This is a genomic window from Niabella agricola, assembly GCF_021538615.1.
Lineage (GTDB): Bacteria > Bacteroidota > Bacteroidia > Chitinophagales > Chitinophagaceae > Niabella > Niabella agricola.
Genome location: NZ_JAJHIZ010000003.1, coordinates 2,656,423 through 2,671,257 on the forward strand (window position 1 = coordinate 2,656,423; position 14,835 = coordinate 2,671,257).

17 protein-coding genes are annotated in these 14,835 nt (G+C 46.6%); 5 read left to right on the forward strand and 12 right to left on the reverse strand.

Features of this window, described 5'->3' with window-relative positions; all coding sequences use genetic code 11:
- Window positions 1-235 precede the first annotated feature (235 nt).
- Entirely contained in the window at window positions 236-1,558 is a 1,323-nt protein-coding gene (locus LL912_RS16550) for a PSP1 domain-containing protein (RefSeq protein ID WP_235554692.1), read from the reverse strand.
- A gap of 227 nt (window positions 1,559-1,785) precedes the next feature.
- Window positions 1,786-3,036 (reverse strand): DNA polymerase III subunit, encoded by a 1,251-nt coding sequence (locus tag LL912_RS16555; RefSeq protein WP_235554693.1) that lies wholly within the window; start codon window positions 3,034-3,036, stop codon window positions 1,786-1,788.
- Window positions 3,037-3,226: 190 nt separating this feature from the next.
- Between LL912_RS16555 and LL912_RS16560 the strand changes: the two genes are divergently transcribed.
- On the forward strand, window positions 3,227-3,877 hold the full coding sequence (locus tag LL912_RS16560; RefSeq protein WP_235554694.1) for a TatD family hydrolase: 651 nt from the start codon (window positions 3,227-3,229) through the stop codon (window positions 3,875-3,877).
- Window positions 3,864-4,589, forward strand: a complete 726-nt coding sequence (locus LL912_RS16565; protein WP_235554695.1) for a tRNA threonylcarbamoyladenosine dehydratase — start codon at window positions 3,864-3,866, stop codon at window positions 4,587-4,589. The genes LL912_RS16560 and LL912_RS16565 overlap by 14 nt, the downstream gene beginning before the upstream one ends.
- Here the strand turns inward: LL912_RS16565 and LL912_RS16570 are convergent.
- The 5 genes from LL912_RS16570 to LL912_RS16590 all read right to left on the reverse strand — a co-directional run bounded on the left by LL912_RS16570 (window position 4,576) and on the right by LL912_RS16590 (window position 8,959).
- Window positions 4,576-6,627 carry a family 10 glycosylhydrolase gene (locus LL912_RS16570; protein ID WP_235554696.1) on the reverse strand — a complete coding sequence of 684 codons (2,052 nt, stop codon included), beginning with the start codon at window positions 6,625-6,627 and terminating at the stop codon, window positions 4,576-4,578. The genes LL912_RS16565 and LL912_RS16570 overlap by 14 nt on opposite strands.
- Window positions 6,628-6,735: 108 nt before the next feature.
- Complete coding sequence (locus LL912_RS16575; protein ID WP_235554697.1) at window positions 6,736-7,056, reverse strand: ferritin family protein; 321 nt, start codon at window positions 7,054-7,056, stop codon at window positions 6,736-6,738.
- Window positions 7,057-7,108: 52 nt separating this feature from the next.
- The gene (locus LL912_RS16580) at window positions 7,109-8,044 is read right to left on the reverse strand and encodes a DUF4267 domain-containing protein (protein WP_235554698.1); all 936 of its coding nucleotides are present in this window, start codon (window positions 8,042-8,044) and stop codon (window positions 7,109-7,111) included.
- A 90-nt stretch (window positions 8,045-8,134) separates the two neighbouring features.
- Complete coding sequence (locus LL912_RS16585) at window positions 8,135-8,722, reverse strand: Crp/Fnr family transcriptional regulator (protein ID WP_235554699.1); 588 nt, start codon at window positions 8,720-8,722, stop codon at window positions 8,135-8,137.
- Between the two features lie 123 nt (window positions 8,723-8,845).
- A complete protein-coding gene (locus LL912_RS16590) occupies window positions 8,846-8,959 on the reverse strand; it encodes a DUF4287 domain-containing protein (protein WP_235554700.1) in 114 nt (37 codons plus the stop codon).
- A gap of 298 nt (window positions 8,960-9,257) precedes the next feature.
- On the opposite strand from LL912_RS16590, the gene LL912_RS16595 reads away from it, so the two are divergent.
- The gene (locus tag LL912_RS16595) at window positions 9,258-9,935 is read left to right on the forward strand and encodes an NAD-dependent epimerase/dehydratase family protein (protein WP_235554701.1); all 678 of its coding nucleotides are present in this window, start codon (window positions 9,258-9,260) and stop codon (window positions 9,933-9,935) included.
- Between the two features lie 37 nt (window positions 9,936-9,972).
- Here LL912_RS16595 and LL912_RS16600 read toward each other — a convergent pair whose 3' ends face one another.
- Entirely contained in the window at window positions 9,973-10,449 is a 477-nt protein-coding gene (locus LL912_RS16600) for an SRPBCC family protein (protein ID WP_235554702.1), read from the reverse strand.
- A gap of 136 nt (window positions 10,450-10,585) precedes the next feature.
- On the opposite strand from LL912_RS16600, the gene LL912_RS16605 reads away from it, so the two are divergent.
- Both LL912_RS16605 and LL912_RS16610 read left to right on the forward strand, forming a co-directional pair.
- On the forward strand, window positions 10,586-11,128 hold the full coding sequence (locus LL912_RS16605) for an ORF6N domain-containing protein (RefSeq protein WP_235554703.1): 543 nt from the start codon (window positions 10,586-10,588) through the stop codon (window positions 11,126-11,128).
- A 102-nt stretch (window positions 11,129-11,230) separates the two neighbouring features.
- Window positions 11,231-11,746 (forward strand): DinB family protein, encoded by a 516-nt coding sequence (locus tag LL912_RS16610; RefSeq protein WP_235554704.1) that lies wholly within the window; start codon window positions 11,231-11,233, stop codon window positions 11,744-11,746.
- A gap of 14 nt (window positions 11,747-11,760) precedes the next feature.
- On the opposite strand, the gene hemL is transcribed toward LL912_RS16610, so the two are convergent.
- The 4 genes from hemL to LL912_RS16630 form a co-directional block, all read right to left on the reverse strand.
- Entirely contained in the window at window positions 11,761-13,053 is a 1,293-nt protein-coding gene (gene hemL / locus LL912_RS16615) for a glutamate-1-semialdehyde 2,1-aminomutase (RefSeq protein WP_235554705.1), read from the reverse strand.
- 38 nt (window positions 13,054-13,091) lie between these two features.
- The gene (locus LL912_RS16620) at window positions 13,092-13,448 is read right to left on the reverse strand and encodes a four helix bundle protein (protein ID WP_235554706.1); all 357 of its coding nucleotides are present in this window, start codon (window positions 13,446-13,448) and stop codon (window positions 13,092-13,094) included.
- Window positions 13,449-13,542: 94 nt separating this feature from the next.
- Window positions 13,543-14,379, reverse strand: coding sequence for an undecaprenyl-diphosphate phosphatase (locus tag LL912_RS16625; RefSeq protein WP_235554707.1), 837 nt, complete (start codon window positions 14,377-14,379; stop codon window positions 13,543-13,545).
- A 65-nt stretch (window positions 14,380-14,444) separates the two neighbouring features.
- A complete protein-coding gene (locus tag LL912_RS16630; protein WP_235554708.1) occupies window positions 14,445-14,696 on the reverse strand; it encodes a DUF3098 domain-containing protein in 252 nt (83 codons plus the stop codon).
- Window positions 14,697-14,835 lie beyond the last annotated feature (139 nt).

Here is a 14,835-nt window from a genome sequence, read left to right on the forward strand (position 1 = left end):
ACCGGAGTTCCGTTCTGCCGCTGAAATGTTTAACGATCATTGCAATGACTGATCAATGGACTTTTGCCTTCTGAAATGCGTAACGAAAAACAACACCGGACCTATAGCATCACGCTGGCAAGACCGGATGCCAAAAAAGTGATGACTGTTGCAGAACTTAACAACGGGTTACGCATGTGCCCAGTATAAAAAATATTTTTTCCGGAAACGCGGTTCAACGTTGGCCCTGAAAAGGTCAGGCGTCCGTTTTGCCCGGCTTTTTTACTTCCTGTGGCTTATTCCTGTTGGGTTTATGCCTGGAAGGCTGCTGAGGCCGTGTGTTTTCTGCCTTTTTTTGCGCGGTCTGACCTTGTTTCGCTGGTGGTTGTTGCCTGGAGGCCTGCTTTTGACCGCCCCCCTGCGGCATACGCTGCTGTTGCTGCTGTTGCTGATTTTTCTTTTGCTGACGTTTCTTTTTATCGGCCCGTTCCAGGCTGCGGAGGCTGATCTGGCCCACCACATCCACAAACTCGGGCTCCACTTCCACTGGTTTGGAGCTGGTTACCTCTACCGGTTCCAGTTCTTCCGGTACTATATTCTGCCGGTTTAGGGATTTGATCTTACGAACCCGTTCGATGGTGAGCGGGTACTGTTTATTGCTGTCGGGCAGCGAATACCACATCAGGTTTTTAAAAATATCTTTTTTTATAAGATAGGCTGTTCCCTTGGCTACCTGTAACTGGTCGCAATCATTTGGAAATCCCTGAAGCGCATCCAGATAGGTATCCAGCTCATAGTTCAGGCAGCATTTTAAACGGCCGCACTGACCGCTCAACTTGGTTTGATTGATGGAAAGATTCTGATAACGGGCAACAGTGGTGTTTACTGATTTAAAGTCGGTTAGCCACGTAGAACAGCAAAGTTCCCGACCGCAGCTTCCGATGCCGCCTACCTTTCCGGCTTCCTGCCGGGCACCGATCTGGCGCATTTCTACCTTTACCTTAAACTCCTGGGCATACACTTTTATTAATTCCCTGAAATCGACCCGGCCGTCGGCGATATAGAAAAAAGTAGCCTTTCTTCCGTCGGCCTGCATTTCTACCTGACTGATCTTCATGTTCAGGTTCAGCTGTTTGGCTATGGCCCGGCTCCGGATAACGGCTTCCGGCTCCCGCTCTTTATTAACCCGGCGCTGGTCCAGGTCCCGTTCCGTGGCCATGCGCAGTATTTTTTTCATGTCGGGGTTTTCTTCTTTTACCCCGTATTTTTTCATCTGTAACCGTACAATTTCTCCCGTAAGCGAAACCTCTCCTACATCAAACCCACTCACACCTTCCACGGTAACCAGGTCGCCTTTTTCAAATAATTGCAGGGTCGTATTCCGATAAAAATCCTTTCTCGTACCCTTGCTAAAGCTAATTTCCACCACGTTACAAAAATCTTCCGTGTTTGCCACCGGAAGGTTCCGCAGCCAGTCGTACGTATTCATCCGGTTACAACCACCTGTACTGCAACCGCCATTACTCTTGCATCCATTTGGTTTTCCACCAGTGGCGGTACCGCAACTTGAACAACCCATTCTGAATTTTTTATAGAGAGGATGCCTGAGAATCTTGTGTTTTTGATGTAATATTATTATACCAGGCCAAACAGATGTATTGGTCTTAAAAGCAACAATAACCGATAAAAACGACCGGTTATACTATATCTGGTTAATAAACGGCAAAAATCAAATTCACAAACCGCACAAAAATCTCATCACCCCATTTGTTTTAAAAAAGTCGATTCCTCCTCCTACCAAACACCTCATTCATTCAAAAATACGATTTTGTCTTTAATGATATGATAAATTTTGATGGTGAGTGCCATGAACAGCATTTTACTGTTGGCGTTCCGTTCAATATAGTACGCCGCATTGTCCAACTCGGAAATAATGGCTTCCTGCTGCTCCATACCTGTAATTTTGTTGAGGCGCATGGCAAAATCCCGGTCTTTTTCGGGATAGCCCTCGCCAACGTTTTCAAATACCTGCATTTTTAAAGCCAGTTGCAGCAGGTGGTTAAAATACTGCAGGAACTGTTTTTGTTTTTCCCGGCCCAGCTTACTGATCTCATCCACCCATTTTGACTGCGCTACCGGGCCTGTTTTCATGATCGCATTTAACCAGTCGCGCAGCAATTCCTGCCAGTCTTCATCGGCATGTTGCACCATTTGCAAGGCCATATGATAATTTCCCTGGCTTACTGCGGCAATGCGGGCTGCCGTTTCGGGATCGATATGATTGCGTTCGATAAGAGCAGTTTCAATTTCCCGGTCTTCGGGCAAGGGTACTTTTATCAGCTGTACCCGGCTGAGAATGGTAGCCAGTATCTGGCTTTCATTTTCGGCAACCAATAAGAATACGGTGTTTGGTGGTGGTTCTTCAATCAGCTTCAGCAGCTTATTTCCTTCGTTGCCCAGGTACTCTGGCAACCACATCACCAACACTTTATACTCACTTTCAAAGCTTTTTAAATTCAGCTTTTTTATTATGTCGTTACACTCCTGTGCAGTTATATTCCCTTGTTTATTTTCGGCGCCGATAAACTGCAGCCAGTCATAAGCATTGCCATACATATATCCTTTTAAAAATTCCCGCCATTCCACGATATAATCGGTACTGATGGGGGGCGTTCCCGCTTTTTTGGTAACAACCGGATAGCTGAAATGAATATCGGGGTGCGCAAAAGCCGCAGCTTTTACACAAGATGGGCAGGTTCCGCAGGAATCATAGGTAATGGTATCCGGCTGCGGCTCCGGGTCTGCGTCCCCGAAAAGGGATGGCCCCTGGGGCGCAGCCGAAAGAGGACGGCTAATCCGTTCGCAAACAATATACTGTGCAAATGCCAGGGCCAGCGGTAAGGCCCCGCTGCCTTCTTTTCCCAAAAACAAAATCGCGTGCGCCAGCCGGTTCTCCTTCATCAATTCGGGGAGCTCTTTTTTCAGGGTTTGCTGGCCAATAACCTGCTTAAACTGCATGCGGCAAAAGTAGGAAGAAGGCAGCAGCTGACAGCGCATTCATTGTGAACAATATTAAAATCGATACAGAAGGTCCCGATGCCCCAAAACATTGGATTATCTAATATAAAAATGATCTTCCCGGCTATACAAGTTAGCAGACGGAGCACCTTCGAGGCTTTAATTTAGAGTGATACGGCTCATCCACCAAAAAGATGCTATTTTGGTCTGAACAAAAACAGTGTTGCAGATGGTATATACAGACGTACATACACATTCCGGCGAGTCCTGTGCACAGGTGATCCGTATAAAAAATATGCATGAACATTTTGAGGAAATGCCCGCCGGTGGCCCCGTAAGCGTTGGTTTACACCCGTGGTGGCTCCAGGGAGCTGAAGAAAATTTGGCGGCGCTGCAAACGGCTGCCACAGCGCCCGGCGTGATTGCCATTGGCGAATGTGGCCTGGATAAACGGGCCCAAACTGATTGGAATTTGCAGGTACGGTTTTTTAAAGCACAGTTACAGCTGGCGGCGGACCTGCATAAACCACTGATCATTCACTGCGTAAAAGCGTTTCCTGAAATCCTCTCGCTTTTAAAAGGAATTGGGGTGCCCGTAATTTTTCACGGCGTCAACAACGGGCTACCTGCCATGGCGCCCGTGCTGGATAGTGGCTACTACCTGTCTTTTGGAAAATCTTTATTAAAACCCGGCGATATCATCCGGACTACGTTCAATGCCGTTCCGCTTTCACAGTTGTTTCTGGAAACCGACGATTCGGGTGTTTCTGTAAAAAACATGTACAAATCTGCCGCCGAAATAAGGAATATTGATGAAAATGAAATTGCTTTGCAGCTTTTAAAAAATTTTCATTCGGTTTTTTCATATGCAGGATCTTAGCTGGCTGTCGCGTACAACTTTATTGATTGGTGAGGAAAATTTACAGAAACTTACGAAAGCCCATGTATTGATCGTTGGTTTAGGAGGGGTCGGATCCTTTGCCGCAGAGTTTGTTTGCAGAAGCGGCGTGGGCACCATGACGATCATTGACGGAGATGTGGTGGACCCTAGCAACCGCAACCGGCAGTTACCGGCCCTTGCTACCAATCACGGTCAAAGCAAGGCGGATATTATGTCTGATCGCCTGCAGGCCATTAATCCTGAGCTGACGCTGCATACCCGTAAAACCTTTATCAATCCGGAGGCCGTTGAAGCCATTATTCAAGCCGCTTCTTACGACTATATTATCGACGCTATTGATAGCGTAACACCAAAACTTACGTTCTTAACAACTGCTTACAAACGCGGTATTCCCATTATCAGTTCGATGGGAGCCGGCGGGAAGCTGGACCCCACCCTGTTAAAGGTGGCAGACATTTCTGAAACGAAGACCTGTCCTTTTGCCCAGCAGGTACGTAAAAACCTGAAAAAAGCTGGTATCTACACGGGCATCAAAACCGTGTATTCTCCCGAAGCACCGGATAAAGCATCCCTGATCTATACCGACGGCAATAACTATAAGAAATCGGCTTATGGTACTATTTCCTACCTGCCCGCTACGTTTGGCGCGGTTTGCGCTTCGGTGGTGATCCGTAATCTCACCGGAAAGTAGTAATGCCTGTTTGCGCTTTCAGCAATGTTTTTACCTGCTTTTTTATAGACCCGTTTTCAAACAAGGGATAAATATTTTTACCCGGACAACTGGTGATCTTACTATGATCGCGGTGTGTGGAGAGCGTTTCGGATGATAGCCGGTATTCTACACAAAGCTGGGCTATAAGCCGGGTAAGCACATCCTGCAAATGAGGTGTGAACGGCTGTTGCTCATAATTTCCCAAAAAACAAATCAGCAAATGTCCCGTAGGATCGTATTCCGTGTTGGTTTCGCCCACTGTAAGCGGGTTGCGTCCTTCAAACACAGAACCATCCGGAGCAATGAGGTAATGATAGGGAATATCCGCCCATTTACGATCAGTACCCATGCACCAGGTTTGTATATTTCTTAATCGTGTGACAGCACTGGCAATTTCCGGAAGCACCTTGCCGCCTTCATGATGCACGGTAATGCGCACCGGCCTATGTTGCTTATAGGGTTTGGCATCCGCGGCCTGCCAGCTGCTGCGCGGCAGGATCACCACTTTATTCAGTGGCACTTCGGTTACCGGACTTTCGTTGCCACTGCGGTCTACAGCACTTACCGCAATCCGTTGAAGTGCGTGTCCGTTCGCCTGTGTATTCAATAAAAACGAGCGCTCGGCATGATTAAGGATTTTATAATTCCAGGCGGTGCCATATTGATAGTATATCACCCAATGAAACACATCGTTGTTGTTCATGTGCTTCCATTGTACCGTAACGCCATCCGCCTGTTGTACAAGGGATACTCGGGGTGCTGCCGGCGCCACTGCATCCAGCCAGGGACTGGATGGCACCAGTGCCTGCTTTTTATACGGTCCCTCCATCAGGGCGTCGGCCAGGCCCGGGTTTTTGATAACGGAAGAAATACTCCAATGTACCGCACCGCTGCTATTGGGCAATATACCCCGGTCTACCATGATCTGGTTAATCACTTCTGTAGTATTGACGCCGCTGGTATCCCGGCCTACGCTGATGCCGGGCCATAGATGCCGATGTTGTATATTTTCGGATGCCCACCAACCCAGCAATACCGGAAAGCTTTGCTCCTGGCGGCCGATAGGCCAGTAAAGCTGTGGTGAAAAATAGTCTACCCAGCCTTTATTCAGCCAGAGCCGGGCATCTGCATACAGGGCTTCATACTGGTCAAACCCGGTAACAGATTCCGGATAACCGGGGCGCCAGATACCAAAAGGGCTGATACCGAACTTAACATACTTTTTTTCTTTTTTTATTTCGGTATATAGGCGGTGTATAAAGGCATTAACGCTTTGCCGCCGCCAATCGCCGCGGGACAACCTGCCGCCAGATCTTTGATACCGGGTCCAGCTAAGACTGTCCGGAAAATCCTCGTTGCCATTATAGGACGGGTAAGGGTAGAAGTAATCATCAAAGTGAACACCGTCGATATCATAACGCTTTACAATGTCCATTACCACATTTACGCCATGGTCCTGCGTGGCTTTCAGGGAGGGATCAAACCACCAGTAACCTTCCTTTAACTTTACAACCAACCCGGGTTTTGTTTTTACTAAGGAGCTTCCCGTTACAGGTCCTCCGGAAACATGATGTGCCCGGTAAGGGTTGAGCCACACATGCAGCTCCAAACCTCTTGCATGTGCCGCATCAATCCAGAATTGCAGCGGGTCATAAAAAGGCTCCGGTGCCTTTCCCTGTATACCGGTAAGAAAATAAGACCAGGGTTCCAGCGCACTTTTATACAGGGCATCCGCCTGTGGCCGCACCTGGAAGATCACCGCATTGAAGTGATGTGCCTGTAAAAAATCCAGCAATGCAAGGGCCTCCTTTTGTTGTTGCGCCACGGGCAGCCCCGGTTTGCTGGGCCAGTTGATATTGGCTACAGTGGCCACCCAAGCCGCCCTGAATTCCCGGGGAATGCGTGGAACCGGCGAAACATTTTGAGCCGGAGGCGCACCCTTCCTGTCGGATGCATAAGAAAAGCCGCTGAAAATAAAAATCGTGTATGTTGTAAGTAGCAAGAGCCTTGTATACATAGCATGTTAGATAGCGCAGCTAAATGTACAACAAATTATCTGCAAGCGCTCTTTTATATAACCGGGATCCTGCTATTAAAAACACGGCCGGCCCCTTAAAACAACCGGTTATGCATCCTCAACTTTGTCTTCCGCCTTCTCAGCGTTCTCGATGATATCGCCTTCTTTGAATAAAATATTTTTTACAACAAGCCGCCACTCTTGCTTTTTACGCAGCAGAAATTCAAGATCCATCGCGAAATGGATGAATTCCTCCTGTTGTGCATGCTGCATGATTTTTTGGGCTTCAGGGTCTTTTTCAACATGGATCCGTTGCTCATACCAGTCGATGGCTTCCGCTTCTTCAATCAGCGATTGTATCATGCGCGCAAAAGTGCGTACCGGTTGTGAGAGCTCCTCTGGTGGCTCATGGTATTGATCAAATCCCATGGTGGTTGGTTTTTACATAAAGAGATATACAACAGAAACCACCGTACAAATTTTAAGCCATCTTTGAGAATGAAGTTACCGTTTCAGCGGGAACCGGCATACAATAGCGGTGGATCAGGGTATTTAAACGGCCATTTTTGATCGCCATCCTCACAAGAATTCCAAACAAAGGTTCCGCTAATTTTGCCGGGCCAACCAGCCTTGAATCGCTCAGGTATAAAAACAATGCAAGGTCGGTGAGGCGCTTAGGAATGCCTCGTTTATTTGCAAAACCATCATTGGCCAGTCCGGTCAGGATCTGTCCGGCTTTTTCAAACCGCAGATTCCCAGGTTGAAGCACTGTTCTTACCCGGCAGGCAATGCCGGTATTGTTGTAAAAAGAATGATGCTCGTACGCTGCAATGGTTATATGGTCCCCTTTTTTCAATTTATAATAGTTACTGCTTTTACCCACCTGAAGACTTCCTTCCAAAACTTCAAATGTTTCGGCAAACAATGTATGATAATGCCAGGGCGTTTTGTCGCCGGGATAAATAATGGCTTCGGTAACGGTTTCGGTATAACTGGCTGCAGAGCGGATGAGCTGGGCCGGCGCACGTGTAATAACGGGTTTTTCCCTTTTACGTATGAGAAACAATGGACCAATGATGACGCAGATCAGCATAGCCATCAAATGCGGGACCATTAACCGGAGATCGCCGCTTTTATTCCATACGATCAAAAAATCCCCAAAGGGCACCACTGTTGCTGCCAGCAGACTGATCCCTAATGCGCGGCGCTGACCGGTACAAAGGAGCAGCAGGATCAATAGTCCGGAAAACAGGTCCCGGATTCCTTTAATAGTATGAAAAGAAAAGTCACCGCCCGTATTAATTCTAATTCCGTAGTCGTGCAATGCAGCTACAGGATCCAATAAAAAACGGGTCCCGATAAAAATTAACCCCAGCCCTGTAAACAGGCAAATAGCCCACGCAATTTTTGTTGTCATATACTTTATTTTGTTTCGACAACAAATTTCAGTTCCTTAAAAACGGATCTAATGCACCTGGGTTAACAAATGATGGCCCCTTAAAATATTTCAGGAGCTCTTTACACGTTGATCAAGGATTCTTTTACGGATGCGGCTGAGCGATTGAGGCTTTACTCCTACAAAAGAGGCAATATGGTACTGGGAGATACGTTGCTGCAAGTCTGGATGGTCTGTAATGAATTTACGGTACCTCGTTTCAGAATCATCGGTGTAAAAGGAATTCAGATCAGCCAGCGCCTGGATGAAGACCTGTTCGATAATGATCCGCCCCATGCGCTCACCATGGGTTAACTCACGGTACAGTTGCTGCAGATCTGTATAGGTAATAACGTACAGCTCACTATCTTCCAATGCCTGTATCGCCTGCGCAGAAGGGATTCGGGGCACAAAGCTGCCATAGTTACTGATGAATTGGTTTTCCTGCAAAAAACCATAGGTCTTTTCCACTCCATCCACATTAATATAAAAACGCATCAGCCCCTTGCTGATAAAGCCCGCATATTTACAGATCGCTCCTTCCTGCAAAAAGAACGATCCCTTTTTATAATTCCGTTGCGTAAAAAGCCGGCTGATCACCTGCTCTTCACGCCCGCTTACAGGAATAAGCTGCCGGATAGCCTGAAATAACTGCTGCATGGTTCAAAATCTTGTTCTGTTATTTAAGACTTACGCCTCGAAGAACAGACAGAATAAATATAGGGAAGTTTTCCGACCGACCGGCATAAAGGTCGCCCCGGACAACAGCGAAAAGCGCCGCAGCTACTCCGTCTCCCCTTTGAAGATTGCGTAAATGGCCATGGCACGTCCATGCCCCAGCTCAAATGTTTCCTTTAGCCAGTTGGTGATTTCTGTTACTTTTACACCAGGAGCCACTGGCCGCTTTTAAGCAATCTTTTTTCTGCCAGCTTTTTGAAATCTTCCGGAAATGACATCTGCAGCATTTAAATATGGTAAATATGGGTCTACCACGCAATGTTAAACAGAAAAACATCCTGTAGACACAGTCGCGAAGGCAATTTTGGGGGGCGTTTGTGTCGCATAAGCCCTGCTTCGGGCTTTAATAAGCGTTATCCGCACGCTATTGAAATAAAACAGCTGTAATATGTTTTATTTTTACAGCAGCAATTCCGGTCTGTTCACAGACAGAAAAGCCGGCCCGTTGTTTTAAAAAATGAAGCTAAACGTAATTATAACAGGAGCCACCGGCATGGTAGGCGAAGGAGTGTTACAGGAATGCATTGTGAATCCGGCCGTGAAAAAGATCCTGCTCATTAACCGGAAACCGAGCGGTTATACCCACCTGAAGATCGAAGAGATCCTGCACAACAATTTTAATGATATCAGCTCTGTTGCAGACCGCTTTAAAGATTATGATGCCTGCTATTTTTGCCTGGGTGTTTCATCGGTTGGGATGAAGGAGCCGGATTATTATGCCGTTACTTACACCCTTACACTCAACTTTGCGAAGGTGTTAGCCGAACAAAATCCACAGATGACCTTTTGCTATGTGTCTGGTGCAGGTACCGACAGCACAGAGCAGGGACGATTGATGTGGGCCAGGGTTAAGGGGAAAACGGAAAACGACCTGCTGAAATTACCTTTTAAAGCGGTGTATAATTTCAGACCCGCAGTTATGCAGCCCACTAAAGGGGCACGGAATGTAAAAAGCATTTACAAAGTAATCCTCCTGTTATTTCCATTATTCCGGGCATTCAATCGTACCTATTTTCTAACCCTTGAAGAAGTGGGCAAGGCCATGATCAACATAGTGATTAATGGCAATCCGACTTCCACTGTAGAAGTAAAAGACATTGCCCGGCTTTCCAAACTCAATGTGGATGCCGGGTAAAACAGGAGCTTCCTGCTACTCATCGTCCCGTTTCAGCTTACAATAAGAATGCTTTTCTTTCTTTTTCGGATGCTGCAATCGCTTTTATTACGTTGTTCCGTTTGGTTAGAAATCCGCTGAGGTATCGCTTCATGATCGTCGCATCTATGATTCGTCCCAATATGCCCAGGGGCGACAGAAAACGGAACACATCTTTCATCAGCGTTCCACTTTCTGTAGGTTCAAAATAATGATCATGTTTTATAAACCGGAAGGCGCCCCGCAGCTGTTCATCTCTGAAAAAAAAAGGACGGTTGTATGCGGTTATCTTTGAAGTCAGTTTCTGGCGGATTCCAAAATGTGTGGCCTGCCAGGTTACAGTTTCACCAGCACCGATCAGCCCGCTGGTTTTGCCTGCAATAGCTCTTTCCCCGGTTTGAACAGTTGAGAAATGGTGCAGGTCAATACTTCTCGCCAAATCGAAACAGGTTTCGATATCCGCGTTGATAACTGTTTCCAGCATTATAACAGGCATATACGATCATGGTTGGGATGAACTGATCTGCCAAAGATACAGGACAGGCGGGCTGCACTATAATCTGGCTACAGGAACGCTGTTCCAATAAATACTTTAAATATAATTAATATATTTGTATAGAAAATTATAACCTATGCAAATCATCCGCAATATTCAAAACCGTATCTATGAAATCCGGGGAGAACGTATCATCCTTGATTTTGACCTGGCCATCCTTTATGAAGTAGAGACAAGGATCCTTAATCAAACCGTAAAAAGGAACAGCAAACGATTTCCAAAAGATTTTATGTTTCAATTGACCAGGCAAGAGTTTGCAGCATTGAAGCCGGAAATCAACAAACTGTACTCGGATGAATACCAATCAGTTACAGATATGTCATCACAATTTGTGATGACATATCCCGGAAAACGTCCTAAAACAGCACTCCCATATGCGTTTACAGAGCAAGGCGTGGCCATGCTAAGCGGGTTGTTAAATAGTGATACAGCCATTCAAATGAATATTGCCATTATGCGCGCATTTGTGGAGATCCGGCGGATTGTGCTCGAGCAGGGTGATATACGAGATCAGTTAAAACAGATCCAGCAACGCATCACCGAACATGATGTACAGCTTTCTTCCATTTATGATGCCATTGAAAATTTACTGGATGAAAAAGCAGCTCAGAAAAAATAGGAGCGCCGCGACCGGATCGGGTTTAATATGTCCTGATCATTTTATCAGAACAGGCTACAGCATCGCATAAAGTTCAGCCGGAATTTGGTAAGTTCGTGGTACATGTTATCCACTCCGGAATTATTATCAGGATTCAACAGCAGTATTGAATTATGGACCGGCTATCTTAATGCATATACGCTGCAGCAGTTGCAACAACGGCCGGCTCCGGGAAGCTGGTCGCTTGGCCAGGTATACAGGCACCTGATCAATGACACGATGTTTTACATAGAACAAATGGAAACGGCGCCGGCAACAAATGAACATGTTACTGCTCAAATGACCCCGGCAGCCGCTGCGATCTTTGCAGTCAATGCATTTCCCGACCGGCAGCTGGAAAATCCCTTTAACGACATCCATCTTCCCCAGCCAACGAGCAGGGAACAGCTCTTTCAGCAACTCGCAGCCATCAAAGAAAAAGTAAACCTTCTGTTCGCCAATGCCGGGCATAAAGGAGGCAAAACACTGCATCCCGGGTTTCAATATTTCAGTGCGGCAGAATGGCTTCAGTTTGCAGATATGCATTTGCGGCACCATCTGCGGCAAAAGGAGCGGATTGATGCCATGCTATTATCGTGATATTGCAGCCCGCGTCAGCCGATCTCATCAAGACTCCCCTTCACCGCCCGCACCGTCTCGTCCAGGTCATCCTTGGTAAGCGCATTGTTTAAAAACCAGCTTTCAAAGGCCGAAGGCGGCAGGTAAATGCCCCGTTTTAACAAGGCATGGAAAAAACGGCTGAACCGCACAATATCCGATGCGGCAGCAGTAGCAAAATTGGTCACCGGCTGCTCCGAGAAATGTATACTGATCATGCTGCCAAACTGGTTGATCACATAGGGCTGCCCCCAGGCCTTCAATACCACATCCAACTCATCTTTCAGATAGATTGTTTTTTCATCCAGTTCTGTCAATAATTCCGGGGATTCCTTCAATGCTTTCAGAAGGGTCAGTCCTGCTGTCATTGCTACGGGGTTGCCACTCAGCGTTCCTGCCTGGTACACGCCTCCTAAAGGCGCTACCATTTCCATAATATGGCGCTTTCCTCCAAAAGCTCCCACGGGCATTCCTGCTCCGATCACTTTTCCATAGGTTACCAGGTCGGCATCAATGCCCAGCCGCTCCTGTGCCCCTCCCAATGCCAGACGGAAGCCGTTCATGACCTCATCAAAGATCAGCAGCATCCCTTCTTCATCGCAAATATGGCGCAATCCTTCCAGGAAGCCCGGCTCCGGGAGGATGCAACCCATATTTCCTGCCACAGGTTCCACGATAATGGCGGCAATGTCTCCCTTATGCACCTGAGCCAGTTGCTCAACCGCTGCCAGGTCGTTATACGCACAGGTAAGGGTGTCATTCGCCGCTCCGGCAGTAATGCCCGGAACGGTTTGTATGTTAAAGGTAGCCACGCCGCTACCCGCCTTTACCAGGAAGGGATCAGCATGGCCGTGATAGCAGCCTTCAAATTTGATAAATTTATTACGGCCGGTATAGCCCCGCGCAACCCGGAGTGCGCTCATACAAGCCTCGGTACCGCTATTCACCATCCGGATCAGGTCTACATTGGGCACCATAGATTTAATGAGTTCTGCCATTTCCACTTCGATCTCCGTAGGGGCGCCAAAAGAAGTGGCTTTTTCCACCTGCTGCTGTACGGCTTTTACCACCGGTTCATAACCATGCCCAAGGATCATCGGTCCCCAGGAGGCGATATAATCTATATACCGTTGTCCCTGCACATCATACAGGTAGGCGCCTTTTGCCTTATCAAAAAATACGGGGGTACCTCCCACGCTTTTAAAGGCCCGTACAGGAGAATTTACTCCACCGGGAATGCTCTGCTGTGCACGCTCGAATAATGCTCTGCTGGATTCGTATGTATACATGATGTGAATTGTGAATAGTCAATAGTGAAAGTGCAAAGCTACTTTGAATTGATCAAACCGGTAAGTAGCTTGAAAGAACTTTGCAACTTTTCTACCAGATTTTCGATTGGGTAATTATTTAAATAGTCAAGCGCCGCAGCTGCATCAAAGGCGGCATCTATTTCAATTACCAATCCCCAGGCTATTTTATAGTAACGTTTCCTTTCCGGTTCCGATTTTCTGGATGCGCCTTCTGCAATATTTAATACATTAGATAATGCCGCCCTTCTTATTTGAGAAGCCATCCCAAACCTTTCATAGTCAGGCAACGTTTTTGAAAATTTGTAGCATTCAATAAGAAGTGCATTTGCACTTTTATAAGCTTCAAGATCCTGGTGTTTTAATTTTAAAAACATGGAGATTGGCATTTAATCATTAAGAGAGTCAATTTTCCATCACTACGCACCTGCTCCTCATTGACTATTGACTATTGACTATTTGACTGTTCACTTATGCGATCACCCCCTTATAAATCAATATCAACAACACCCCTCCTGCAATGATACGGTACCAGCCAAAAGCCCGGAATCCGTATTTCTTGAGAAAATCAATAAAGAATTTGATTGCCAGAATGGCCACTACAAAGGCCACCACATTGCCCACAATAAAAGCAATGGTATTTTCCTTTGAAGCCAGGATCAGTTCATACCCTTTTTGTGTAGCGCCACCCTGGTTCCATTTTTTCAGGAAGAGGGAGTACAGCGTTGCAGCGGCCATAGTGGGAACGGCCAGGAAAAAGGAAAATTCCGCAGCGATGTTCCGCGTCATTTTTTGCTGCATACCGCCGATGATAGAAGCCGCACTGCGGCTTACACCGGGGATCATAGCCACCACCTGCCACAATCCCGTAAGGAATGCTTGGGGAAAAGAGATCTGGTCCACCGTTTTCACTGTGGGATGATTGAACATTTTATCAATGAACAACAGCACAAACCCGCCGAGCAGCAGGGTTGTGGCTACTACCGTGGGGCTTTCCAACAGTGCATCAATTTTATCGGAGAATAAATAACCCAGCACCAGGGCAGGGATGACTCCTACAATAAGTTTAAAATAAAACATCCAGTTGAGGCCGCCCTCCGCCTTCGAAGGAAAGAACCGGCGCCAATACAATACCACCACCGCAAGAATAGCGCCCAGCTGGATGGCCACTTCAAACAGTTTGGTAAACTCCTCTTTTTCGATTCCCATAAAGGAACTGGCAATAATCATATGCCCGGTAGAAGAAATGGGGAGGTACTCGGTAATCCCTTCTACGATCGCGATAATAATCGCCTGGATAATGCTCATAAAGTATCTTTAAAAAATAAGGCGACACAAAAGTAGCCGCCTTAAAATTCTTTTATTGAAAATGTTTATTTTTTCACCGAGGGCGATTTTTTAAAAATAGCATATATTTCAATGGCCAGTCCAATGAAGATAATGATCGGCGCAATGGTAATACGGGTTGTACTGTATACTTCATCCCTGTTGAATACGGCAGGATTGTTGCTTTTTCCACCCGATAACAAAAACATGCCCAATGCAATCACCACTGCCCCGATCAGCATCCAGGTATAGTTGGATTTTGAGAACATGGAAGGGGCACTATTTGTTGAAGTAGCCATATGCTGACAATTTTAGGGTTGCAATATAATATATTATAAGCAATGCCCGGGGTCAGACAGGCAAATCTGTATGCATTTAGTGATTTTTTATAAAAAACAGGGATTGCTACCAGGTACCTGCTGTGTCCGGTTGTTTGCG